The following is a 26,298-nucleotide window of genomic DNA, read 5'->3' as shown; positions in this document are numbered from 1 at the left end:
ACCTGAAGCCGGTGCCGCCTCAGCGGCACCGGCTCACGGCAACACCCCATCGATACCGAACCAACGGTCGAAAGCCTCGCGAGCCAAGGTTACAATCAGGTCTCGTTCGCCGTCGTGTATGGCTTGCACGATACCTTCGCAGTACGTCAAATACTGCTCCTCACTGACCTCTCCCGCTTCTGCACGCTCCCGGTAGGCCTCTTCTGGCGCCCGGAAAGCGTCCACCAATGCCGTGAAGCGGCGCTCGTAACGGTCTCGCACGTAACGCTCCCAAAACTCTCGTTCGGCCAGCGCTTGGGTCAGCCGCTCCGGGGTTTCCGCCCTTAGCACTTCAATCCTGGCGTTATTCAGGTCGGCTGGTGTCAGGTCGGCATAGGCCTCGAAATGCAGCGCAGCGGGTTGGGCCGGCAGGCGCAGCGAGCCGGCCAGCCGCACACGGTAGGTCAGATAGACTTCGATGTCGTCCACGTCACGCCCCGCAGCGCGAATCCCCTGGATACGCCGCGCGGCGATATGGTCAAGTTCATCCAGGCGAAACAGCGAGCGGTTCAGGCGCATCAGCTCGACCTCGCTTTGCGCAATGGTCAACCCAGCGGTGTACCGGTGGATAAGCACCCGCACCTCCATCTGACTGAACAACCACAGCAACCGGTCCTCGCAGGACGCTGTGCCTCCAGACATTACAAACAACTGCTCACGCAGCTCACTGTTCTGCTCGCAGGCCTCGATGATGTTCCAGACCCTTGCCCGATAGAAGGTGGGCCGCTGAACAAAATCGGGGGATCGAGAGAAATCGCGCAGGAAGTTGAAGAAGGGCCGCGACGCATTTTCATGTTGCAGGTTACGCCACTGCACCTCACGTTCACTCCGCTGTACGCCGGTCGAGCCAACTAGCCATTGCTCGCGCTCGTTCTCACGCACCAGCTGATGACGAAAGGATGGACTGTGCGTGATGGCCTGATCGCGGCTACTGGGCCCCGGCAACTCATCGAGGTACCGCTCGGCCGCTTCATCCAAGGGATTGTCATGCAACGCCATACGCTGCAAACGCTGGCGTAGGCCGTGCAAGTCCTGATTGACCTGACGGATCTGGTTATTGCGCAGGTCGGCAATACCCCGCAACGGTAACTGCTGCAGGCGCGAAGGGAATGCCGTGATGCCTGTCGAGCGCAACCCCAGCGGCCCAAGGTGAATAAGCCCACGAATATCCGGGACAAAACCGAGCGGATTGTAATTGAGGTCCAGCCGTTGCAGGCTGACCAAGGCATTGAGCCGACGGTTGCCAGCGGCGTCCATGATGATCCGGTTGTTGTCCAAACGCAGCGACCTCAGCTGAGTCAAACGCTCCAGCCCTGGAGGCACAACGCCCAGGCTATTTTCACGCAGGTCGAGTTCACGCAGGTTGGGGAAGCGAGCGAGAAAATCGGGATCGATCTCCGACAGGTCCATGTCTCGCAGGGTCAGCCGCGTGACATGCTCGAAACTGACGCCCTCTTCCAGCGCTGGCAGGCTGCCGACCCGTTCGCCGCGAATGTCCAGCGCATAGGTGCCGTCACGGCGCAAGCCTGTCTTGCAACGCCAACACCGGCGGATGCTATTAGCGACCCGACTACGCCGCAGCAAGTCCAGTACACCAGCATGCTCCATGCGCCACCGCCGCAAGACCTGGCGCAAGCCAGCCAACTGCTGACTGAGCTGGCTGTAATGCTGCCATGGGTCGACCCCGCGGGTAATAAGGTTCAGCAGGTAACGTTGCAGTTGGCTATCGTCGAGCGTCGGGAAAATTTGCCGCATCCCGCGCCGGCTGGCCTGGCCGCGGCTTTCGCCACGGCCACTGAGCGGGTAACCCAGGCGCCCATCTCCCCATCGCACCGGCGGCCGCACACCACCGCCTATCGGCGCCAGGCCAATCAGTTGAGCGACCAGGTCACGATGAGTGCGCGCATGTTCAGCCAGCAGGCCGCTCAGCGCTTGAGCGTCCAATGTGCGGGCCCCCATTGCGCCCTTTTGCGCCTCGCTCAAGGTCAATGAAAGTGCCTGCAGAAGGCTGTCAGTTGGAGCCGCGCCTGCCAGTAGCTGGCCCGTGGCGGCGTAAGCGCTGTACCCCGCTGGCGTCCTGATAATACTGAACCGACCATCAGCGGCTTCCCCGCCTGTCTGGGCCAGGATCGCCCCGGTGCGGCTGTCTGCACGCACTTCGATGGCCTGCGGCTCAAGCCAAGGCGCCACGTGATCGATGAGGCCAACGGCCAGTTTCGCGGAATCGGCATTGGCTGCAGACGCCTGGCGCAGCCCAGCGCAGGCGCGGTCAAGGCGGCTATCGCGCAGAAACCAGCGTGCGCGCTCAGCCAAGGCCAAAGGGACCCGATCACTGGCCACCATCTGCTCGACCTGCTGGCTATTCCCCTGTTGGATGATCTCGTGCGCCCCGCGCTGCGACAGGCCCGGAAAGTCTCTGCGTAGTACGACACTGGCCAGTTCCTCATTATCTTGCGATGTGCTGACCAGAAACTCGAACGCCTCACCCTGCACAGTGGGGAATTGTTCATGCAATCGGCGGCGCTCCAAGGCATCGAGCAACCGTGCCGGTGGCGGAGCGTTCTCCAGGTGCAGACGCCTTAGCTGTGCTTCATCGAAGCCGGTGCTTTCGAGCACGCTGCGCACCTCGTCGTCGCTGACATCGGCCAGCCTGGCGCTCAAGCGCCGCATCAGGCGCGCTGCCCCCTGCCACTCCTGGACACGCTCCAGCGCATGCCGCCAGCCACCACTGCCGTTGTGCTCAAGCATTGGCTGAAAGGCCTCGCTGCAGTGAGGATGGCGAATAAACAGATGCTCACCGTCCTTGTAGCCCGCCAACTGAAAACTGGCTTCATGCAACTTCAGCTGCCACTGGCCTTCGTCCTGGATCAGTTCGCCCACCGTCATCCCCTGCTCCCTTACCCGGTAGGCGGCCAGATCGTGGGCGCAGAGCTTGATGTGACCGGCTTCGGTGTGGATAGGCGACAGGTCATCGACGAATGCGATGCGCTTGACCAATTGCCCGGCCGCTGCAGTGCCAGCCCCTACCGCAGCCCCCAGCACAACGCTTTCAGCGACATTGAAGACGTGCTCCAACGCCCCCTGACGATCACCCAGTTGCCAATCCTGATACCCCTCATAGACCTCTTCGGCAATCTGCACGGCGGCCACCGCGAGCATCAGCTCCCCCAACACCGGCACGAACAGTCCTGCCAGGTTCAATAACGTCAGTCCCGCTTGCTGGTAGCCCTTGAGCCGCTCGTCCCGCGCCTTCCTGTCCTCATCGGCAGTTGGCACTGCCAGCACGCGAGCATCATCGAGCATCTTGTCGATGCGCGAAGCGCGCAAAAACGCAAACAATGGTTGGGTAATGGCGAAGTCACGACCATCGAGTTGCAGCGCTGAGCCCTGGGCAGTCGACGACAGCAAACGCTTCAAGGTGCCGAAAAATACGACCCGGTCGCGCTCGGCGATGAACCGCGCAATAAACGCCGCATAGTGAGGATCGCGCAGGCGCAGCCCCATGGCCTGGTAAAGCGCCCACCAGGACTCGAACACCTGTACTGGCTTCAGGGGGTTCCCCGGTATCCAGAGCATGATGCCGCGTAAAAACGCCTGATCCCGGTCTTGAATCTCGATGGCCACCACCCCGTGCAGGCATTTGCCCAGCAAGTACACCTGGCGGGTACTCAACACCACAGGGTAGGCAGGCACCACAGCACGCTTCGCAAAGACCGGCAGCGTCTGCAGGTAGTTGTCATGGCTGATCTCACCCTTGATGGCTGCTAGGCGTACGGCGGCCTCCATTGATGAGCGCAGGGCCTCCTCCAGCAACGCCTCGACTTCCCGACGGGCTTGGCCGGGTTCATCACCGGGCCGATCTGCCGGCAACAGATGCTCGCGCAGCAGGGCCTGATAGCGGCCGCCCAGGTCAAGGGTGCGACACAACCTGGCGAAACGCTCGAACGATACCGACAGGGTGACCCCTGCCGCATCTCGCAACGCGACCTGGGTGAAACGCCCAGGCTTGGTTTCGGCCTGGGTGAAGTTGTGCAATGCCGTCGTCAACAAGGGTTGCGTCGATATGCGCGCAATGTTTGGCGAGGGTGTCGGTGGAATGGGTGACGACAGAATGATTTGAACCACCTTGCGCAGTGTCGCTTTGCGCACGTCAGTGCTGACCTTGAAACGCCGACGCAACGCGTCCTCCAGCAGTGCGGCGGCAAAGTCGTCCAAGGCCGGAATGTGGCTGAACAATTGCCGCACACGCTCAGCACTGTCCTGCTGCTGACGCAGGGCCTGGTGAAGCGCACGCTGCTGGTCGACCGTGGCCGAGGTGAGCCAAGCCGGTAAACGTTGGGAAATCAGGGCATCAATCGAAGCAGGCGCTTCATCGGCAGAAAGGGTCATGGCAGTGCGGTCCGTAAAAACCGCTAACAGACCACACGGCAATCCGTCACCTGCGGTAACTAAATCTAGGCCCCATTCATTCGGGTTTCCGAACAGCAAAAGCCAACCCATTCGGAATCACGGACAACACATGCTGTCGATTTACTGTCAAAAAAGATCGATACCCCGTAATTTCGGGGCGTTATGATCAAGAAGGAAGCTTGGCACGACTCATGCTCTACACTCTTTAGCCGAATGCACCCGCTTCATGTTGTATTCGTTGAACGAAAGAGTCCGCCAACGGCTCCATAAAAAAAACAAACATGTCGAGGAAAATTTGATGCGTATCGTTCGTCAATTGCTGGGCGCCGCTATCGCGGCTGCAGTCATCGCTTCGCCGGCCATGGCCGAGGAGCTGACCGGCACCCTGAAGAAGATCAAGGACTCGGGCACCATCACATTGGGCCACCGCGACTCCTCCATTCCATTTTCCTACCTGGCAGGCAAGCCGGAACCCGTGGGCTACTCCCACGACATCCAGCTGGCCGTGGTCGAGGCCCTGAAAAAACAACTGGGCACCGACATCAAGGTCAAATACAACCTCGTCACCTCCCAGACCCGCATCCCGCTGGTGCAAAACGGCACCGTCGACCTGGAGTGCGGCTCCACCACCAACAACGTCGAGCGCCAGCAGCAAGTCGGCTTCTCGGTCGGCATCTTCGAAGTCGGCACCCGCCTGCTGACCAAGGTCAAGGACGGTCAGCCTGCATACAAAGATTTCCCGGACTTGGCCGGTAAGAACGTGGTGACCACCGCTGGCACTACCTCCGAACGCATCCTCAAGGCGATGAACGCCGACAAGCAAATGAAGATGAACGTGATTTCCGCCAAGGACCACGGTGAAGCCTTCAACATGCTCGAAAGCGGCCGCGCCGTGGCCTTCATGATGGACGACGCCCTGCTGGCTGGTGAAATGGCCAAGGCTCGCAAACCGGCCGACTGGGTTATTACCGGTACCCCTCAGTCGTACGAAATCTACGGTTGCATGGTGCGCAAGGAAGACGCTGCGTTCAAGAAAGCGGTCGACGAGGCCATCGTGGCTTACTTCAAGTCGGGCGAAGTCAACAAGAGCTACGACAAGTGGTTCATGCAGCCGATCCCACCAAAGGGCCTGAACCTGCAGTTCCAGATGAGCGACGAGCTGAAAAAACTGATCGCCGAGCCGACCGACAAAGCGGCGGACGAGAAGAAGTCCTGATCCTCAGATAGTGGCCTGGTGCGCATGCGCACGAATCAATTCTGCAGGCCACTCATTAGTGTCTAACCTTTCATCCGAGGGCGCCAAGCGCCCCCGGATGCTCGAAGGTGCCCGTGAAACAACCGTCTGAGGGGAAATCCCGATGAATTACAACTGGGACTGGGGCGTGTTCTTCAAGTCCACCGGCGTGGGCAGCGAAACCTATCTGGACTGGTACATCACCGGCCTGGGCTGGACCATCGCCATCGCCATCACCGCCTGGATCATCGCGCTGCTGCTGGGGTCTGTCCTTGGCGTCATGCGTACTGTGCCGAACCGCCTGGTATCGGGCATCGCCACTGCTTATGTGGAACTGTTCCGCAACGTGCCGCTGCTGGTGCAGCTGTTCATCTGGTACTTCCTGGTACCGGACCTGCTGCCCGAAGGCCTGCAGGAATGGTTCAAGCAGGACCTCAACCCGACCACTTCGGCGCTGATCAGCGTGGTGGTGTGCCTGGGCCTGTTCACTGCGGCCCGTGTCTGCGAACAAGTGCGCACCGGCATCCAGGCGCTGCCCCGCGGCCAGGAATCAGCAGCCCGCGCCATGGGCTTCAGCCTGCCGCAGATCTACACCAACGTGCTGCTGCCGCAAGCCTACCGGATCATCATTCCGCCGCTCACGTCAGAGTTCCTGAACGTGTTCAAGAACTCCTCGGTGGCCTCGCTGATCGGCCTGATGGAGCTGCTGGCACAAACCAAGCAGACCGCAGAGTTCTCTGCCAACCTGTTCGAGGCGTTCACCCTGGCCACGCTGATTTACTTCACCCTGAACATGGGCCTGATGCTGCTCATGCGCCTGGTCGAGAAAAAAGTCGCAGTACCTGGCCTGATTTCCGTGGGGGGCAAGTAAATGGACATGGATTTCAGCGAAATCATTCCCGCCCTGCCCGCCCTCTGGGAAGGCATGATCATGACCCTGCAACTGATGGTCATGGGCGTGGTCGGCGGTATCGCACTCGGCACCCTCCTGGCGCTGATGCGCCTGTCGTCGAGCAAACTGCTGTCGCGGCTGGCGGGCGCTTACGTCAACTACTTCCGCTCGATCCCGCTGCTGCTGGTGATCACCTGGTTCTACCTGGCGGTGCCGTTCGTGCTGCGTTGGATCACCGGCGAAGACACCCCCGTCGGTGCGTTTACCTCCTGCGTGGTCGCGTTCATGATGTTCGAGGCGGCCTACTTCTGCGAAATCGTCCGTGCCGGTGTGCAGTCGATCTCCAAGGGCCAGATGGGCGCCGCGCAAGCGCTGGGCATGAACTACGCCCAGACCATGCGCCTGATCATCCTGCCCCAGGCCTTCCGCAAGATGACCCCTTTGCTGCTGCAGCAAAGTATCATCCTGTTCCAGGACACCTCGCTGGTGTACACCGTGGGCCTGGTCGACTTCCTCAACTCGGCACGCTCCAACGGCGACATCATCGGGCGCTCGCATGAGTTCCTGATCTTCGCCGGGGTCGTCTACTTCATCATCAGCTTCTCCGCTTCGTGGCTGGTCAAGCGCCTGCAAAAAAGGATCACCGTATGATTTCCATCAAGAACGTCAACAAGTGGTACGGCGACTTCCAGGTACTGACCGACTGCAGCACCGACGTCAAGAAGGGTGAAGTGGTAGTGGTGTGCGGGCCGTCGGGCTCGGGCAAGTCCACCCTGATCAAGTGCGTCAACGCGCTGGAGCCGTTCCAGAAGGGCGACATCGTGGTCGATGGCACCTCGATTGCCGACCCGAAGACCAACCTGCCGAAACTGCGCTCGCGGGTGGGCATGGTGTTCCAGCACTTCGAGCTGTTCCCGCACCTGACCATCACCGAAAACCTGACCATTGCCCAGCGCAAGGTGCTCGGCCGCAGCGAGGCAGAAGCCTCCAAGAAAGGCCTGGCCCTGCTCGATCGCGTCGGCCTCAGCGCGCATGCCAAGAAACACCCCGGCCAGCTTTCCGGCGGCCAGCAGCAACGGGTGGCGATCGCCCGCGCCCTGGCCATGGACCCGATCGTCATGCTGTTCGACGAACCCACCTCGGCACTGGACCCTGAAATGGTCAGTGAAGTGCTCGATGTGATGGTTCAGCTGGCCAACGAGGGCATGACCATGATGTGCGTGACCCACGAGATGGGCTTTGCCCGCAAGGTCGCCAACCGGGTCATCTTCATGGACAAAGGCAGCATCATCGAAGACTGCACCAAAGAAGAGTTCTTCGGCGACCAGAACGCCCGCGACCAACGCACCCAGCACTTCCTCAGCAAGATCCTGCAACACTAAGCCGGCCTCAGCGTCCGCTGCCCGCCCCCATCGGGCAGCGGACGCTGGTCGTGACAAGGCCACTGTGATGAAATGCGATCCTTCGCTTCTTCTCCCTGCCAGACCTGCCGTGAATTCCCGCCTGATTCGTCAATTGCTGTTACCCCCCCTGGTCATCCTGCTGATGGTCGGCCTCGGCATGGCCGGTTACTTGGTCAGCGAGAGCAATGGCATCCGCAGCCTGAGCGAAAACGGCGAGCGTCAGCTGGAGCTGCACGCGCGCACGGTCGAGAGCGAGATCAGCAAATACACCTACCTGCCTAGCCTGCTGGAGCTTGAAGACAGCGTCTCGCACCTGCTCACCGAGCCCGATGGCGGCTCCCGCCAGGCGGTCAACGAATACCTCGAAGGCCTGAACCGGCGCAGCCGCAGCCGGGCAATCTTCGTGCTCGACACCAACGGCCGGGTGCAGGCCACCAGCAACTGGCGCGATGCCGATTCGTTTCTGGGTGAAGACCTGTCGTTCCGGGCCTACTTCCAGACTGCCGTGCGCGGCGAACCCGGGCGCTTCTATGGCATCGGCAGCACCACCGGCGAGGCCGGCTACTACCTGGCCCATGGCCTGGAAGAACACGGCAAGATCATAGGCGTTGCGGTGATCAAGGTACGCCTGGACACCCTCGAAGAACGTTGGCAGCGTGCCCGCCTGGAAGCGTTCGTCAGCGATGAGAACGGCATCATCATTCTGTCCAGTGACCCGGCCCGGCGCTTGAAGTCGGTGCGCCCGCTGACCCCGCAAATCAAGGAACGCCTGGCGCGCAGCCTGCAGTATTACTGGTGGCCGCTGAACGAGCTGCAACCTCTGGCGCGGGAAACCCTCGCCGATGGTGTTGAAAAGCTGACCTTCCCGGCCAACAGCGAAACAGTGCAAGGCAAGGCCCATGAAGTGGCCTACCTGGCCCAGACCCGTCGCCTGGTCGACACCCCGTGGCATTTCACCCTGCTGACCCCGCTGCAAGACCTGCGCCGAGAATCGATGGTGCAAGGCATCCTGGTCGGGGTGGCATTCGCCCTGCTGGCCATTCTGGGCATCGCCTGGAACGAACGCCGCAAGGTCATCGCCACCCGCCTGGCCGCCCGTGAGGCGCTGCAGGAAGCCAACAGCCAACTCGAACGCCGCATCACCGAACGCACCGCCGACTTGCGTGCCAGCAATGAGCGGCTGAAGGGGCAGATCCGCGAGCGCCGGCATGCTGAGCAAACCCTGCGCCATGCCCAGGATGAGCTGGTGCAGGCGGGCAAGCTGGCTGCCATCGGGCAGATGTCGACCAGCATCGCCCACGAACTCAACCAGCCCTTGGCCGCGCTGCGCACGTTGTCCGGCAACACCGTGCGCTTCCTCGAACGCGGCGCGCTGGAAACGGCCAGCACCAACCTGCGTACCATGAACGACCTGATCGACCGCATGGGCCGTATCACCGCCAGCCTGCGTTCATTCGCCCGCCGTGGCGACGACGGTGGCCAGGCCTCGCTGGCCAAGGCGGTGGACGCCACCCTGCAGGTACTGGCCAACCGCATCAGTGGCTGCCACTTGCAATTGCACAACCAGTTCGAAGACCATCAACTGGCCATCGACCAGACCCGCCTGGAGCAGATCCTGGTCAACCTGATCGGCAACGCCATCGACGCCATGGCCACCCAGCCCCTGCCAGAGCTGTGGCTCGAAGGCGAACTGCAGGGTGACAAGTATCGCCTGCGGGTGCGCGACAACGGCCATGGCATCGACGCCGAGGCACGCAAGCATCTGTTCGAACCCTTCTTCACCACCAAACCGGGCGAACATGGCCTGGGCCTGGGCCTGACCTTGTCGGCGAGCCTTGCCGCCGCCGCCAAAGGCAGCCTGAACGTCGAGCATCCTGTCAGTGGCGGCACGGCCTTCGTGCTTGTCCTGCCCCTGGTATCCCCCCCTAGCGAATCGGCAGAGCACCCATGAACCAAGCGCCTCTCACCGTCCTGATTGTCGAAGACGACCCGCATGTGCTGCTCGGCTGCCAGCAGGCATTGGCCCTGGAAGACATCGCCTGCGAAGGGGTCGGCAGCGCCGAACAGGCCCTGGAACGCATCGGCGACGACTTTGCCGGCATCGTCGTCAGCGACATTCGCCTGCCGGGCATCGATGGCCTTGAGCTGCTCAACCGCCTCAAGGCCCGCGACCGCAGCCTGCCGGTGGTGCTGATCACCGGCCACGGCGATATCGACATGGCGGTCGGCGCCATGCGCAACGGCGCCTACGATTTCATGGAGAAGCCCTTCTCGCCCGAGCGCCTGGTCGACGTGGTGCGCCGCGCCCTCGAACAGCGCGGCCTGTCACGCGAGGTGGTTGCCTTGCGCCGCCAACTGGCCGAACAGAGCAGCCTGGAGGGCCGCATCATTGGCCGCTCGCCGGCCATGGAGCACCTGCGTGAACTGATCGCCAACGTCGCCGACACCTCGGCCAACGTGCTGATCGAAGGCGAGACCGGCACCGGCAAAGAACTGGTCGCCCGCTGCCTGCACGATTTCAGCCGCCGCCAGGGCCAACCCTTCGTGGCGCTGAACTGCGGCGGCCTGCCCGAAAACCTGTTCGAGAGCGAAATTTTCGGCCACGAAGCCAACGCCTTTACCGGCGCAGGTAAACGCCGAATCGGCAAAATCGAACACGCCAATGGCGGCACGCTGTTCCTCGACGAAGTCGAGAGCATGCCGATCAACCTGCAGATCAAACTGCTGCGGGTGTTGCAGGAGCGCACACTGGAGCGGCTGGGCTCGAACCAGAGCATCGCGGTGGATTGCCGAGTAATCGCTGCGACCAAGTCCGACCTCGATGCCATGGGGCAGAACGGGCAGTTTCGCAGTGACCTGTACTACCGGCTGAACGTGGTGACGCTGGAGCTCCCCCCCCTGCGTGAGCGCCGCGAAGACATCCTGCAGTTGTTCGAGCACTTCCTGCAGCAATCGGCTTTGCGCTTCGACCGTGAAGCACCGACGCTGGACAGCCAGACCTTGTCGCGGTTGATGGCCCATGACTGGCCGGGCAACGTGCGAGAGCTGCGCAACGTTGCCGAGCGTCATGCCTTGGGCTTACCGGCCTTCAAGAAGGGCCCGAGTGGCGGCGCCAGCCAGGGCCTGGGCTTTTCCGAGGCTGTGGAGGCCTTTGAACGCAACCTGCTCAGCGATGCCTTGCAACGCACCGGCGGCAACCTCAGCCAGGCCAGCCAGGAGCTGGGCATGGCCAAGACCACGCTGTTCGACAAAGTGAAAAAGTACGGGCTGGGCTGAAAATCGGCGGCGCTTGCTTCGCGGGCTTGCCCGCGAAGCAGCCAATGCCAATCTCACAGACCCGCAATATGCGTCACATCCTGCCGATGCGATTGCAGGTAAGGCAGCACCGCCCCCAGCAACGGCGCCTTGAACGGCTCCTGAAAACGGTGCGCCAGCCCCGGTATCAAGCGCAGCTGGCTGCCCTGGATATGCGCCGCCAAGTGCACCCCATGCATCACCGGCAACAACGGGTCGGCCGTGCCATGCACCACCAACGTCGGCACGCGCAGCTGGTTGAGCAACGCCACGCGGCTCGGTTCGGCCAGGATCGCCATGATCTGGCGCTTGGCACCATCCGGGTTGAATGCCCGGTCATAGGCCACCGCTGCCTGCTGCAACAAGGCGGCCCGATCATCACGCACCTGCGGGCTGCCCAGTGCCGCCAGCAAGTCAGCCTGCTGCTCGATCGCTACCTCACGGTTGGGCGCACTGCGCCGGGCCAACAGCTGCACCAGGGCAGGGTCCGGCGCCGGCAGCCCTGCGGCGCCTGAGCTGGACATCACCAGCGTCAGGCTACGGACCCGCTCCGGCGCCATTGCCGCCAGGTGCTGGGCAATCATCCCGCCCATGCTGACCCCCAGCACATGAAACTGGCGTATGCCCAATGAATCCATCAAGCGCAGCCCATCCCCCGCCATGTCGGTGAGCGTATAGGGGGCGGAAACCGGCAGGCCGAGCTTGTAGCGCAGCAGCTCGACCGTCAGGTTGGCCGAGGGTGGCAGTTGGTTCCAGCGCGACAGGCCGACATCGCGGTTGTCGTAGCGTATGACCCGAAAACCCTGGCGGCACAGAGCCTCGACCACGTCGTCCGGCCAATGGATCAGTTGCCCGCCCAGGCCCATGACCAGCAGCAATGCAGGGTCTCGCGGCGCACCGACGCTTTGGTAAACCAGGCTCAAATCACCCAGTTCAGCCCGTTGTACCGCTACCTGCGTGTCACAGCGTTGGTCGGCGAAGCTCGCCGGCACGCTGAAAAGAAAGAAGAGAAACAGCAACAAAGCCCGCATGAAAGAAACACCAGAATGCAGATCCCCAGTAGAGCGCGAGTTTGATGAATTTCTGTCGGGCGCGCTGCCACAGTTCAGTGACAGTTTGATGACCCCCGCTGAGTGGTGTGGCCAACGGTCCAGTCGACAGCCTGGGCAACATGAGAGAAACTCAACTCAATTCCTTCCCTTTGGCATTCAACCCTCGGAGTCAGCAGTGCTGGAGATCCGCCACCTGAAAACCCTTCATGCCCTGCGCGAGGCCGACAGCCTGGTAGAGGCCGCCGAACGCCTGCACCTGACACAGTCGGCGCTGTCGCACCAGTTCAAAGAGCTGGAAGAGCGCCTGGGCTTGCCGCTGTTCGTGCGCAAGAGCAAACCGATCCGCTTCACCAGTGCCGGCCTGCGCTTGCTGCAACTGGCAGATGCCACGCTGCCGCTGCTGCGCGGCGCCGAGCGTGACATCGCGCGCTTGGCCGGTGGCACCGCCGGGCGCTTGCACATGGCCATCGAATGCCACAGCTGCTTCCAATGGCTGATGCCGACCATCGACCAGTTCCGCGATGCCTGGCCGGAAGTCGAGCTGGACCTGGCCTCGGGTTTTGCCTTCGCTCCCCTGCCCGCGCTGGCCCGTGGCGACCTGGACCTGGTAGTCACCTCCGACCCGCTGGACCTGGCCGGTATCACCTATGTGCCGCTGTTCACCTATGAAGCCATGCTCGCCGTGGCCAACCAGCACCCGCTGGCCAGCAAGCCTTACATGGTGCCGCAAGACCTGCTCGACCAGACCCTGATCACCTACCCGGTGGAACGCGATCGCCTGGATATCTTCACCCGCTTCCTGGAGCCGGCCGACATTGAGCCAGCTGCGGTGCGTACCTCGGAGCTGACGGTGATGATGATGCAATTGGTCGCCAGCGGCCGTGGCGTGTGCGGCATGCCGCACTGGGCACTGCACGAGTACAGCTCGCGGGGCTACGTGAAAGGCAAGCGCCTGGGCGAAAAGGGCCTGTTCGCCACGCTTTATGCGGCGGTACGCACCGACATGCTCGATGCGCCGTACATGCGCGATTTCTTGCTGACCGCCAAGGACACTTCGTTCGCCACCCTCGATGGGGTCAGCGCGGTACGCTGACGGCCTGGCGGTACAACGGCAGAATCAGGTCGCGGGTCAGCGGCGCCAGCTCAAACGCAGGCGCCTGGTCCGCCGCCAGCCACACCACTTCTTCGATTTCCGCCGCCGGGGTCACGGCTTCGGCGCTGTCGACGCGAAACAGTTCGGCTTGCACCTGGTAGCCTGGCTCGTTGGCAGCCGGCGCGCTGAACTGGCCGAGGTGGACGGCCTGGGCGGGGTCGATGCGCAGGCCCAGCTCCTCATGCAGCTCACGCACCAGCGCCTCTACCGGCGACTCACCCGCATCGATCTTGCCGCCGGGCTGCATGAAGGCCACGGTGCCGCGCTTGCGCACCAGCAAGGTGCGGCCCTGGGGGTCGATCAGCAGGGCGGCGGCGATGCGAAGGGTGTTGGGCATGGGATGGGCTCGCTGGAAAAGCCTGAGAGGATCCCATGGGGTTCATCGCCTGACAAGGTCGGTGCAGCCTGCCCTCACAGACGAACGGCCCCTTGCCAACCCGCCGCGCACCCGCCATAACCAACACATGAACCTACCCGCCCAACAGCACCCGGTGCTGGCGCTGTTCCACCCCGCCGTCGGCACCTGGTTCCGTCGCCATTTCGCCACGGTCACCGACGCCCAGGCGCGTGCCTGGCCATTGATTCACGGCGGCCAGTCGATGCTGCTGGCTGCACCGACCGGCTCCGGCAAGACCTTGAGCGCCTTTCTGGCCGTGCTCGACCAACTGTTCTGCCAAGGCCTCGAACACGGCGGCGAACTGCCCGCGTGCACCCAAGTGGTGTATGTCTCGCCGCTCAAGGCGCTGTCCAACGATATTCGCCTGAACCTGCAAGCGCCGCTCGAAGGCATCAGCCAGGCGCTGGAAGACCAGGGCCTCAAGCCGCCCCGCATCAGCACCGCAGTGCGCACCGGCGATACACCGCAAAAAGAACGTGCAGCCATGCGCAAGCTGGCCCCGCATATCCTGGTGACCACGCCGGAATCACTCTATGTGCTGATGGGCTCGGCCTCGGGCCGCGCGGGCCTGGCCAGCGTGCACACAGTGATCGTCGATGAGATCCATGCCCTGGCCGGCAACAAACGGGGGGCGCACTTGGCACTGACCCTCGAACGCCTGCAGGCGCTGAGCGGGCGGCCGTTGCGTCGCATTGGCCTGTCGGCCACCCAGCGGCCGGTGGAGCGCGTGGCGCAATTTCTGGTCGGCCATCAGCGCCCTTGCGCGATCGTCGACATTGGCCACGCCCGCCAGCGCGACTTGGCCCTCGAGTTGCCGCCCGTGCCCTTGGGCGCGGTCATGGCCACGGACGTGTGGAACCTGGTTTATGACCGCCTGGCAGCCCTCGCCCGCGAGCACCGCACCACGCTGGTGTTCGTCAACACCCGGCGCCTGGCCGAACGCCTGACCCGCCACCTCAGCGATCGCCTGGGCAAGGACGCGGTGGCCGCGCACCACGGCAGCCTGGCCAAGGAACTGCGCCTGGATGCGGAACAGCGCCTGAAAACCGGCCAGTTGCAGGTGCTGGTGGCCACGGCGTCACTGGAGTTGGGCATCGACATCGGCGATGTCGACCTGGTCTGCCAGATCGCCTCACCCGGCTCGATCGCGGCCTTCTTGCAACGCGTCGGGCGCTCCGGGCACCAGGTCGAGGGCATCCCCAAAGGGCGCCTGTTCCCCACTTCGCGCGACGACTTGATCGAATGCATCGCCCTGCTGGACTGCGTGCGCCACGGGGAGCTCGACCAACTGCACATTCCCACTGCGCCCCTCGACGTGCTGGCCCAGCAGATTGTCGCCGAAACCAGTAATCAGCCCTGGCAGGAACAAGCGCTGTTCGACTGCCTGCGCCAGGCAACGCCTTACGCCGAACTCGACGTCAACCATTACCAGGCGCTGCTGCGCATGCTCGCCGAAGGCTATAACGGCCGCCAGGGCATCCGTAGCGCCTACCTGCACCGCGACGCGGTCAGCGGCACCTTGCGCGGCCGCCGCGGCAGCCAACTGACTGCGCTGACCAGTGGCGGGACTATCCCCGAAACCGCCGACTACGCCGTGCTACTCGAGCCGCAGGCGCTGAACATTGGCAGCGTCAATGAAGACTTCGCTGTGGAAAGCATTGCCGGCGATATTTTCCAGTTGGGCAACGCCTCCTACCGGATTTTGCGCGTCGAATCGGGCCGGGTGCGGGTAGAAGACGCCCATGGCCTGCCGCCGACCATCCCCTTCTGGCTGGGCGAAGCACCGGGGCGCAGTGACGAATTGTCCGCCGCGGTCGCTCGGCTGCAGGCACGCATTGATGAGCGACTGGGGTTGCCCGGCGCCGACAGTACCGCCGTGCTGGCCTGGCTGCAGCGCACCTTCGAGCTGGGCGAAGACAGCGCCAGCCAGTTGCTCGATTACCTGGGGCGCACCCGCGACGTGCTGGGCGCCCTGCCCTCGCAGCAGACGCTGATCATGGAGCGCTTCTTCGATGAGTCCGGCGGTACTCAGCTGATCATCCACTCGCCCTACGGCAGCCGCATCAACCGCGCCTGGGGCCTGGCCCTGCGCAAGCGCTTTTGCCGCACCTTCAATTTTGAACTGCAGGCGGCGGCCAGCGAAGATGCCATCGTCCTGTCGCTGTCCACCAGCCACAGTTTTGCGCTGGACGAGGTGTGGCGCTACCTGTCCAGCCGCAGCGCCGAACAGCTCCTCATCCAGGCCCTGCTCGATGCGCCATTGTTCGGCGTGCGCTGGCGCTGGAACGCTGCCGTGGCCATGGCCTTGCCGCGCTTCATCGGTGGGCGCAAGGTGGCCCCGCAGCTCCAGCGGATGAAAAGCGAGGACCTGATCGCTTCGGTGTTCCCCGACCAGATCGCCTGCCTGGAAAACATCGCCGGCGAACGGCAGATTCCGGATCATCCGCTGGTCGAGCAGACCCTCGACGACTGCCTGCACGAAGCCATGGACAGCGAAGGCTGGCTGGCCTTGCTGCGCCGCATCGAAGGCGGTGAGGTGCGCTTGCTCAGCCGTGACCTGCCGGCCCCGTCGCCACTGGCCTCGGCCATCCTCAACGCCAGGCCCTACGCCTTTCTTGACGATGCGCCCCTGGAAGAGCGACGCACCCAGGCCGTGCTCAACCGGCGCTGGAACGAACTGCACAGCGCGGATGAGCTGGGCGCGCTGGACACCGATGCCATCGCCGCCGTAGAGAGCGAGGCCTGGCCGCAAGCGGCTAACGCCGACGAGATGCACGAAGCGTTGATGAGCCTGGGGGCCATCACTGCCCATGAAGTGCAGGCCAACGCCCATTGGGATTTGCTGCTTCGGCAACTGACCAAAGCGGGGCGCGCCTTGCGCCTGCCGGATCAACAGCTGTGGCTGGCGCGTGAACGCCTGAGCCTGCTGCAACGTGTGTATCCAGGTTCAGCCACCGAACCTGCGCTAAACGTGCTGCCAGGCTTCGAGCAAGCCATCGAGGCGGACAATGCGCTAAGTGAACTGCTGCGTGCTCGCCTAAGTGGCCACGGCCCGCAAACCGTGGCGCAGATCGCTACCCCGCTAGGCAAGCCGCAGCCAGACATCGAACAGGCCCTGGCCCGCCTGGAAGCCGAAGGCTACGTGTTGCGCGGCTATTTCAGGCCTGCGGAACAACAGCTGCAGTGGTGCGAACGGCACTTGCTGGCGCGCATCCACCGCTACACGGTCAAACGCCTGCGCCGGGAGATCGAACCGGTCAGCCTGCAAGACTTCATGCGTTTTCTGTTCGACTGGCAGCACCTGGCCGCAGACGAGCGCCTGCGCGGGCCACAGTCCGTGGCTGAAGTGCTGACACAGTTGCAGGGCTTCCCCGCTGCGGCCGGCGCCTGGGAGGCGGAGCTGCTGCCGGCACGCATCCAGGACTACAGCCCGCACTGGCTCGACGACACCTGCCGCAGCGGGCAGTTTGCCTGGAGCCGGCTAGCAACCACGGTGGCCAGCACGACCTTGGCCAGTACACCGCTGGTGCTGTTGCCGCGCGAACACCTGGGCCTCTGGCGCAGCCTGGCGCCCGTACCGGCAGTAGACGAGCTCGGCCCGCGGGCGCAACGCGTGCATGACGTGTTGCAGGCGCATGGGGCGTTGTTCTTCGATGAACTGACGCAGGAAGCCCACCTGCTGCCCAGCGAACTGGAAACCGCATTGCAGGCACTGGTGGGCTTTGGCCTGGTGGGTGCCGACAGCTTCACCGGGCTGCGCAGCCTGATCACGCCAGCGGCAAAACGCACCTCGCGCAACAGCAGGCGCGGCCATGCCCCCCTCTCCACCAGCATGGCCCACGCCGGCCGCTGGGCGCTGTTGCGCAGGGGCACTGCTGCAATAGACGACAGCCAGCGTCTGGAGCACATCGCCCGCGCCCTCTTGCGCCGCTATGGGGTGATCTGCTGGCGGCTGCTGGAGCGGGAAAGTGATGTATTGCCGCCTTGGCGCGAATTGCTGCGTTGCTATCACCGCCTGGAGGCCCGCGGCGAAATCCGGGGTGGGCGCTTCATTGCTGGGCTGGCCGGTGAGCAGTTCGCCTTGCCAGAGGCTGTGGGCCTGTTGCGGCAAGTACGCCGGCGTGAGCCGGAGGGCGCACTGGTGATGGTCAGCGCCAGCGACCCGCTCAATGTGGTCGGGTCATTGCTGCCGGGGGCGAAACTACCCGCGGTGAGCGGTAACCGCTTGCTGTACCGCGATGGCGTGCCGGTGGCGGTGCGAGTCGCTGGGCGTTACCAGTTTCTCATTGATGCCTCGGTGGAGGAACAGCACACCTGGCGTCACAGGTTATTGAGCGATGCACGCTCAAGTATCCCCTAACTGACTGCCTCAACCCTGCCGATCACTACCTTATGTTCCGGACAATCTGGAGGTACGCATTTACCTATCATTTTTGCCAGTTGTGCTGCCTGAGCTCGGTGTCTGACACTGAGGCTCGGCATCTTTTTATCACAAACGAGGCAGACGATGAACTCAAATCCTCCGGGGCCCCATTTATACTTTTATCAGGATAATAGACTAAGCACGGTGAAACTACGAGACAACCATAGCGCAATATTTCGCCATCAGCGCAACGCACTAGCAGAGCTTAAAAAAAGCGAAATCAGTAACGTACTTTGGGCTGTCGACACCCAAGGTTCAATTCTAGGCATCAACACCAGAGCCGGGTCGCACACAGGTGTCTACACCCCCTACGGACACCAGCCTGCTGATGGGCTAGCACGTTCACTATTAGCATTTAACAGTGAACCTCCGACGACTGGCGGTACCTACCTGTTGGGAAATGGCTATCGAACGTATAGCCCGATCCTTATGCGCTTTCATTCCGCTGACAACTTAAGCCCTTTTCTCGCCGGCGGATTGAATGCTTATGCCTATTGCGGCGGAGACCCCATTAACAATATTGACCCAACTGGCCACTTTATCGAATTCTTAAAAAATATCTTGAACCCAAGACATATAAATATAATAAAAACTATTGATTATATGGATGAGATTAGCAATTACAACACTGCAATCACCAAAAGAAACGACTACATAGACAGAATACTTGGCAGTGACGCCCCTGCATTTGAAAAATATCATGGACACATCAAAAACTATGATTCCACAAGAGAGGCATTGTACAGAGTTGACCAGCGCATCACCGATAACGGCCCCCTTCCGAGTATACCAACCCTTTCAGCAAAGACTTGGAATTTTGCAGAAACATACAATAGACCGGTACACACCACCGATCCGGACAAGTTGCGAATTTATCAAAATTACCAAAACATCTCACTACACCACAGGCGTTTTGATGCCGAACTAAAAAAATTTTTCCATATGAACCTGAGACCACGCAAACCACTCGACAACCTTGAACAGTTAAGAGCCATTCAAAAAAATCGAAATATCAGGACTAACTATTCAATGTGAACACCTTACTCCCGAATGTGCAGCGCATTCCTACACCACCCTGCTTAATGGCATTCAAAATTGTGCGTATTCCAAATATTCTCATTTCCCTCATTCAGGTTGTGTCACAGCGTAGGTGAGCCTATGCATTAGGCAGGAGTAGGGGTAAATAGGGCCTGAAGGAGTTCGCTGGGTGAGACCACATGGATGACGAACCGGCAGCTACGAATGATTTTCGATACCCCGATTTTCATTTTCAGCATCGCCCAACCGGGCTATGGTCGGGGTTTGCCCCAGGCCCTGAGCCTGACCGCGCCATCGCAAGGACCCCGTATGAGCCTGTCACTTCTCAGCCGCTACGCCTTCTTCGCCGCCTGTGTATTGTTCACCCTGGCGAGCCTGCCGTTCACCCACCATGAGTGGTTGTGGCCGTTCACCCTGACCACTGCCGTGCTCAGCCTGATCGGTGTGTTCGACTTGCTGCAGCAACGCCACGCCGTACGCCGCAATTACCCGATCCTCGGCAACATCCGTTACCTGGTCGAGGGCATTCGCCCAGAGATCCGCCAGTACCTGCTCGAAGCCGACAGCGACGCCCTGCCCTTCTCCCGCGCGCAACGCTCGCTGGTCTATGCCCGGGCCAAGAACGAAGCCTCGGACAAACCCTTCGGTACCCTGATCGACGTGTATGAGTCCGGCTTCGAATTCATCGGCCACTCCATGCGCCCGGCACCGCTGACCGACCCGGCGAGCTTCCGCGTCATCGTCGGCGGGCCGCAGTGCCGGCAGCCGTATTCGGCGTCGATCTTCAACATTTCCGCCATGAGCTTCGGCTCACTCAGCGCCAACGCCATCCGCGCCCTCAACCAGGGCGCCAAGCTGGGCAACTTCCACCACGATACCGGCGAAGGCAGCATCAGCCCTTACCACCGGGAACACGGTGGCGACCTGGTCTGGGAGCTGGGCAGCGGCTATTTTGGCTGCCGCACGCCTGACGGGCGCTTCGACCCCGAGCGCTTCGCCGCCCAGGCACGCAGCCCGCAGGTACGCATGATCGAGATCAAGATGAGCCAGGGCGCCAAGCCAGGCCACGGCGGCATCCTGCCCAAGCACAAAGTGACCCAGGAGATTGCCGAAACCCGCGGCGTGCTCATGGGCGAGGACTGCATTTCGCCGTCACGCCACAGCGCCTTCTCCACCCCGATAGAAATGATGCAGTTCATCGCCCAACTGCGTGAGCTGTCGGACGGCAAGCCGGTGGGCTTCAAGTTCTGCCTGGGCCACCCGTGGGAGTTCATGGGCATCGCCAAGGCCATGCTGGAAACCGGCATCCTGCCCGACTTCATCGTCGTCGACGGCAAGGAAGGCGGCACCGGTGCTGCGCCGGTAGAGTTCACCGACCACATCGGCGTACCGCTGCGCGAAGGCCTGCTGTTCGTGCATAACACCCTGGTGGGCCTGAACCTGCGCGACAAGATCAAGCTCGGCGCCAGCGGCAAGATTGTCAGCGCGTTCGATATCGCCAGCGTGCTGGCCATCGGCGCCGACTGGGCCAACTCGGCGCGCGGCTTCATGTTCGCCATTGGCTGCATCCAGTCGCAAAGCTGCCACACCAACAAGTGCCCGACTGGCGTGGCCACGCAAGACCCGTTGCGCCAGCGTGCGCTGGTGGTGCCGGACAAAGCCCAACGGGTGCTGAACTTCCACCACAACACCCTGCGCGCCCTGGCCGAAATGCTGGCAGCGGCCGGCCTGGACCACCCCGCGCAACTGGAGGCCAAGCACCTGGTACGGCGCGTATCGGCCACGGAGATCAAGCTGTTCTCGCAGATGCACGTATTCCTCAAGCCGGGCGAGTTGCTGACCGGCGAGGTGAATGGGCAGTTTTATTCGCGGATGTGGCAGCTGGCCAGGGCGGACAGCTTCGAGCCGAACAGTGAGGTGGCAGCCTGACATGGCTGGGGCCGCTCTGCGGCCCCAGCCAGTTCACATCAGGATGCGGTGCTCGCTACCCCTTGCGCCTCCTTCGGCGCCAGGCGGAAGGTGTAGTACAAGGCGGTCAGCAAGACCAGGAACGCCGGCCCGATGTACAGCGCCACGCGGGTATCCTCGAAATACGCCATCAGCCCCACCACCAGCACCAGGAAAGCCAGTGCCAGGTAGGAGCTGAGCGGCCACAGCCACATGCGGTATTTCAACGCCTTGCGCTCGGCAGTCGACAGCCCGGCGCGGAATTTGAGCTGCGCCAGCAGGATCATCACCCAGGTCCAGATCGCGCCGAAGGTGGCGATCGAGGTCACCCAGACGAAGACTTTCTCCGGCACCAGGTAGTTGGCCAGCACGCCCAGCAACAGTGCGCCAATCGACAGCAGCAACGCATTGCGCGGCACACCGTTTTTCGAGGTACGGGCAAAGGTCGCCGGGGCCTGGCCATTTTGCGCCAGGCTGTAGAGCATGCGCCCAGTGCTGAAGATGCCGCCGTTGCACGACGACAGCGCCGCCGTGATGACCACGAAGTTGATGATGCCGGCCGCAGTCTTGATGCCGAGGCGCTCGAAGGTCATCACGAACGGGCTGCCCTGGCTGCCGATCTCGTTCCACGGGTAGATCGACAGGATCACGAACAGCGCCCCCACGTAGAACAGCAGGATGCGCCAGAACACCGAACCGATGGCCTGCGGGATGGTTTTTTGCGGGTTGCGCGCTTCGCCGGCGGTCAGGCCGATCATTTCCACGCCCAGGTAGGCAAACATCACCATCTGCAGCGACATCAGCACACCGGTCACGCCATTGGGCATGAAGCCGCCATTGCTCCACAGGTTGGAAATACCCACCGCCACGCCGTCGTTGCCCAGGCCAAAGGCAATGATGCCGATGCCCCCCAGGACCATGGCGATGATGGTGACGATCTTGATCAGGGCGAACCAGAACTCGAACTCACCGAACGCCTTGACCGCAACCAGGTTGACCGCGCCCATGCTGCCCAGCGCCGCCAAGGCCCAGATCCAGCGGGGTACGTCGGGGAACCAGATGCCCATGTAGATGGCCACTGCGGTGATTTCCGCCACGCAAGTCACCAGCCACAGGAACCAATAGTTCCAGCCGGTGAGAAAACCGGCCAATGGGCCAAGGTAGTCCTGGGCGTAGCGGCTGAACGAGCCGGCAACGGGGTTGTGCACGGCCATCTCACCGAGGGCGCGCATGATGACCAGGATGGCCAGGCCACCGATGATGTAGGAAAGCATGATGGCAGGGCCGGCCATTTCGATGGCTTTGGCCGAACCGAGGAAGAGACCGACACCGATACAGGCGCCCAGCGCCATAAGACGGATGTGCCGTTCGCCCAGTTCACGCTTGAGAGGGCCGCCTTGTGCGGTCTCGGCATGGGCAGGGTGGTTGCCGACTGGCATAGCAATACAACCTCATTTTGTTATTGGATTTGACCTTCGTGCCGCAACTGCCGCGCCGATAGGCGGGGCGTTGATTGGCCGGGCTGGCCTTGTGGGCCGGCCCGTGTGCCGGAGTAGAGCGTCCGGCAGGTCGAAGGGGCGAGCAGTATAGGAAGCTACCTGTAGGGATTTTCACTGTATAAACGGGTAAATTTGGCGAGAAATCTCGGGTCTATTCCACAAATGATAGGGTTCTGAGGCTGTAACACGCCGCAGATTCAGGGCGACACCTTACCAACATCACCTGGTCCCGAAACCCACACCAAAGCCGCATATCCCTACGCCACTTTTCTCGCCTTCCTACAAATTTTTCACCCAACCCGGTCAACGTCTAAGCTTCAGACAAGCAAGACGAAAATACCTGGCCGGATTGAAGACTATGGGCGCACTGTGGCAATCGGAACCAACCAGAACGGAAGCACCCGCAACCCCTCCGGCCGAGACGCCACCTGCAAAGTCCCCACGTCAGCGTCGGCTCTGGTGGCGGCTGATCATTCTGATCCTGCTGGTGGCCCTCATCGCCCTGGGCTTTGCCGCCTATGACGAATTCCGCACCTCCAACCTGCAATCGCGGGAGTTCAGCAAGCTCGCCACCACCCTGACCTACTCGCTGCAGCCAGGCCCCAGCGATGCCATCGTCTACCCCGGTGAAGGCCCGTTCGACAAACGCCTGGGCTACAGCGCACTGGGCGAATTCCTGCCGCGGCTGCTCAAACGTGACTACCTGATCAGTGAACAGGTGCAGTTCTCGCCCGCGTTGATGGACTACGTCGATCACGGCCTGTTCGCCCCCTATATCGAGAAAATTCAGGCTGGCCTGTCGATTACCGACTGCCGTGGCGACACGCTGTACCAGTACAACTACCCGCAACACCTGTACCCGGATTTCGCAGCGATCCCGCCGGTGATGGTCAACAGCCTGTTGTTCATCGAAAACCGCGACCTGCTCGACACCTCCGACCCGCGCAACAACCCGGCTGTCGACTGGCCGCGCTTCGCCAAGGCCGCCTACAGCCAGGTGGCCAAGTACTTTGCCTTGCCCGGCCAGTCGGCCGGTGGCAGTACCCTGGCGACGCAGCTGGAAAAGTACCGCCACTCGCCGGATGGCCTGACCGTGTCCGGCGCTGAGAAGATCCGCCAGATGGTGTCCGCCAGCGTGCGTGCCTACCAGGGCGGCCCGGACACCACCGAGGCCCGGCAGCGCATCGTGCGCGACTACCTCAACAGCGTGCCGCTCTCGGCGGTGCCCGGCCACGGTGAAGTGCATGGCATGGCTGAAGGCCTGCGGGTGTGGTACGGCGCCGATTTCGACCAGGTCAACCAGGCCCTGCTGTCGACCGCCAGCGACCCCGAAAGCCTCGCGGCGCGTGGCCTTGCGCTGCGCCAGGTGCTGTCGCTGATGATCGCCCAGCGTCGCCCCTCGCATTACCTGTCCAAAGGCCGGGTCGAACTGGCCGAGCTCACCGATTCCCATGTCCGCGTGCTCGCCGCCAACAAAGTCATCGACCAGCCGCTGGCCGATGCGGCGCTGGCCAGCAAGGCGGTATATCGCGACTGGGTGGCACAACCGACCATCGTGCCGATCATCACCAACAAGGGCATCAGCCTGGCCCGCAACCGCTTGGCAGCCATGCTCAACCGCCCGCTGTACGACCTCGACCGCCTCGACCTGTCGGCCACCAGCACCCTGCAGGCTGACCTGCAAATGCAGGTCAGCCAGTACCTGAAGAACCTTTCGGACCCTGAATTCGCGGCGCAGATCGGGCTGATCGGCGAGCGCCTGCTGACCACCAAGACCACCGACCAGGTGCGCTACAGCTTCACGCTGTTCGAGCGCACCGCCGATGGATCCAGGGTGCGGGTGCAGACCGACAGCACCGACCAGCCGTTCGACATCAACGAAGGCAGCAAGCTGGAACTGGGCTCGACGGCCAAGCTGCGGGTGCTCACCACCTACCTGGAAATCATCGCCGAGCTGCACGACAAGTATGCCGGCAAGCCCGCTGCCGAACTGAAGAAGGTCGAGGTGGCCGAACTGGACCGCATCACCCAGTGGTCACTGGAATGGCTGATGCAGAACAGCAAGGACCAGAACCTCGATGCCATGCTCGACGCCGCCCTGGAACGCAAGTATTCGGCCAACACCGGCGAAGCCTTCTTCACCGGGGGTGGCATGCACGTGTTCAACAACTTCCGCAAGGAAGACAACAGCCGCAACCCAACGCTGAAGATCGCCCTGCGCGAATCGATCAACCTGCCGTTCATCCGCCTGATGCGCGACCTGGTGCGCTACGTCACCTATCAACAGCCGTTCAATCGGGTACCGCTGCTCAAGGACGACGCCGACCCCCGCCGCCAGGAATACCTGGCCCGTTTCGCCGACAAGGAGGGTACCAACTACCTGATGCGCTTCTGGAAGAAGTACCAGCGCAAAACCTCGCAACAACGCCTGGACACCTTCCTCGACAGCATGCGCGTGACCCCGCAGCGCCTGGCGGCGGTGCACCGCTACCTGTTCCCCGAAGCCGGCCAGGAAACCTTCAACGCCTTCGTACGCGCGCACAGCAAGGACGACAAGATTGCCCTGGGCAAACTCACCGACGGTCGCCTGTCGGAAATGTACGACGCCTACGGCCCGGGCAAGTACGACTTGCCCGACCAGGGCTACATCGCCAAGGTCCACCCGCTGGACCTGTGGCTGCTCGGTTACCTGCTCAAGCACCCAAGCTCGACGCTGACCGAAATGGTCAATGCCAGCCGCTTCGAACGCCAGGAGGTGTATGGCTGGCTGTTCAAGAGCCGCCATCAGGGTGCACGCGACAGCCGTATCCGCACCATGGTCGAGATCGAAGCGTTCCTCGACATCCACCAGCGCTGGAAGCGCGTGGGCTATCCGTTCGACCACCTGGTGCCGTCGCTGGCCACCGCCATCGGCAGCTCGGGTGACCGCCCGGCCGCCCTTTCCGAACTGGTCGGCATCATCCAGAACGACGGCGTGCGCCTGCCGACCTTGCGCATCGACACCCTGCACTTCGCCGCTAACACCCCCTACGAGACCAAGTTGGTGAGTGACCCCGACCGCGGCCAGCGGATCCTCCCAGTGGAGGTTGCGCGGGCCCTCAAAGGCGCCATGTCGCAAGTGGTCGACGCGGGGACGGCGCGGCGTATTTCCGGCAGCTTCAAGCTGCAAGACGGTACACCGCTGGTGATGGGCGGCAAGACCGGTACCGGCGACAACCGCATCGAAAGCTTCGGTGCCGGGGGCCGCTTGATCGGCTCGCGTTCGCTGAACCGCACCGCCACCTTCGTGTTCTTCCTGGGCGATAACCACTTCGGCACATTGACCGCATTCGTGCCGGGGCGCTCGGCCGAAGCGTTCAAATTCACCTCGGCATTGCCCGTGCAAGTGCTAAAGGGAATGGCGCCGATCCTCATGCCGTACCTGCAGCCGGGCAACCCGAATGAATGCAAAGCGCCGCAGGTTGCGATGCACGGGAGCGACTCATCTAACATTTAGATGATAATCATTGGCATTCAG

General features: G+C 62.4%; 15 protein-coding genes. 11 read left to right on the top strand and 4 right to left on the bottom strand.

Annotation, left to right across the window (positions count from 1 at the left end):
• Positions 1-33: 33 nt before the first annotated feature.
• Positions 34-4,428, bottom strand: a complete 4,395-nt coding sequence (locus GIB19_RS11975; protein ID WP_274886126.1) for an NEL-type E3 ubiquitin ligase domain-containing protein — start codon at positions 4,426-4,428, stop codon at positions 34-36.
• Between the two features lie 319 nt (positions 4,429-4,747).
• On the opposite strand from GIB19_RS11975, the gene GIB19_RS11970 reads away from it, so the two are divergent.
• The 6 genes from GIB19_RS11970 to GIB19_RS11945 all read left to right on the top strand — a co-directional run bounded on the left by GIB19_RS11970 (position 4,748) and on the right by GIB19_RS11945 (position 11,254).
• Entirely contained in the window at positions 4,748-5,665 is a 918-nt protein-coding gene (locus GIB19_RS11970; protein ID WP_099430276.1) for a glutamate/aspartate ABC transporter substrate-binding protein, read from the top strand.
• A gap of 142 nt (positions 5,666-5,807) precedes the next feature.
• A complete protein-coding gene (locus GIB19_RS11965; RefSeq protein WP_099430277.1) occupies positions 5,808-6,554 on the top strand; it encodes an amino acid ABC transporter permease in 747 nt (248 codons plus the stop codon).
• A complete protein-coding gene (locus GIB19_RS11960; protein ID WP_265968731.1) occupies positions 6,555-7,226 on the top strand; it encodes an amino acid ABC transporter permease in 672 nt (223 codons plus the stop codon).
• Entirely contained in the window at positions 7,223-7,957 is a 735-nt protein-coding gene (locus tag GIB19_RS11955; RefSeq protein ID WP_027594178.1) for an amino acid ABC transporter ATP-binding protein, read from the top strand. Before GIB19_RS11960 ends, GIB19_RS11955 begins: the two co-directional genes overlap by 4 nt.
• 67 nt (positions 7,958-8,024) lie before the next feature.
• Complete coding sequence (locus GIB19_RS11950; RefSeq protein ID WP_274886123.1) at positions 8,025-9,929, top strand: sensor histidine kinase; 1,905 nt, start codon at positions 8,025-8,027, stop codon at positions 9,927-9,929.
• Positions 9,926-11,254, top strand: a complete 1,329-nt coding sequence (locus GIB19_RS11945; protein WP_085273564.1) for a sigma-54-dependent transcriptional regulator — start codon at positions 9,926-9,928, stop codon at positions 11,252-11,254. The genes GIB19_RS11950 and GIB19_RS11945 overlap by 4 nt, the downstream gene beginning before the upstream one ends.
• 53 nt (positions 11,255-11,307) lie before the next feature.
• On the opposite strand, the gene GIB19_RS11940 is transcribed toward GIB19_RS11945, so the two are convergent.
• Entirely contained in the window at positions 11,308-12,303 is a 996-nt protein-coding gene (locus GIB19_RS11940) for an alpha/beta fold hydrolase (protein WP_085273565.1), read from the bottom strand.
• A 196-nt stretch (positions 12,304-12,499) separates the two neighbouring features.
• Here GIB19_RS11940 and metR point away from each other — a divergent pair, with 196 nt between their 5' ends.
• Complete coding sequence (metR, locus tag GIB19_RS11935) at positions 12,500-13,417, top strand: transcriptional regulator MetR (RefSeq protein ID WP_027594174.1); 918 nt, start codon at positions 12,500-12,502, stop codon at positions 13,415-13,417.
• On the opposite strand, the gene GIB19_RS11930 is transcribed toward metR, so the two are convergent.
• Positions 13,401-13,814: an NUDIX hydrolase gene (locus GIB19_RS11930; RefSeq protein ID WP_085273566.1), complete on the bottom strand. Its 414-nt coding sequence runs from the start codon at positions 13,812-13,814 to the stop codon at positions 13,401-13,403. The two genes, metR and GIB19_RS11930, sit on opposite strands and share 17 nt — an antisense overlap.
• A gap of 127 nt (positions 13,815-13,941) precedes the next feature.
• On the opposite strand from GIB19_RS11930, the gene GIB19_RS11925 reads away from it, so the two are divergent.
• From GIB19_RS11925 to GIB19_RS11915, 3 genes are all read left to right on the top strand, one after another.
• Positions 13,942-18,234 (top strand): DEAD/DEAH box helicase, encoded by a 4,293-nt coding sequence (locus GIB19_RS11925; protein ID WP_274886119.1) that lies wholly within the window; start codon positions 13,942-13,944, stop codon positions 18,232-18,234.
• Between the two features lie 147 nt (positions 18,235-18,381).
• Positions 18,382-19,332: an RHS repeat-associated core domain-containing protein gene (locus GIB19_RS11920; RefSeq protein ID WP_099430278.1), complete on the top strand. Its 951-nt coding sequence runs from the start codon at positions 18,382-18,384 to the stop codon at positions 19,330-19,332.
• A gap of 312 nt (positions 19,333-19,644) precedes the next feature.
• A complete protein-coding gene (locus tag GIB19_RS11915) occupies positions 19,645-21,264 on the top strand; it encodes an FMN-binding glutamate synthase family protein (protein ID WP_027594171.1) in 1,620 nt (539 codons plus the stop codon).
• A 38-nt stretch (positions 21,265-21,302) separates the two neighbouring features.
• Here GIB19_RS11915 and GIB19_RS11910 read toward each other — a convergent pair whose 3' ends face one another.
• Complete coding sequence (locus GIB19_RS11910) at positions 21,303-22,721, bottom strand: amino acid permease (RefSeq protein ID WP_027594170.1); 1,419 nt, start codon at positions 22,719-22,721, stop codon at positions 21,303-21,305.
• Positions 22,722-23,139: 418 nt separating this feature from the next.
• Between GIB19_RS11910 and GIB19_RS11905 the strand changes: the two genes are divergently transcribed.
• Positions 23,140-26,277: a transglycosylase domain-containing protein gene (locus GIB19_RS11905; RefSeq protein WP_085273568.1), complete on the top strand. Its 3,138-nt coding sequence runs from the start codon at positions 23,140-23,142 to the stop codon at positions 26,275-26,277.
• Positions 26,278-26,298: the final 21 nt, after the last annotated feature.

Source organism: Pseudomonas sp. ITEM 17296 (assembly GCF_028895205.1).
In the GTDB taxonomy this organism is placed as follows: domain Bacteria; phylum Pseudomonadota; class Gammaproteobacteria; order Pseudomonadales; family Pseudomonadaceae; genus Aquipseudomonas; species Aquipseudomonas kermanshahensis.
This window is presented reverse-complemented; position numbering and strand designations above follow the sequence as displayed.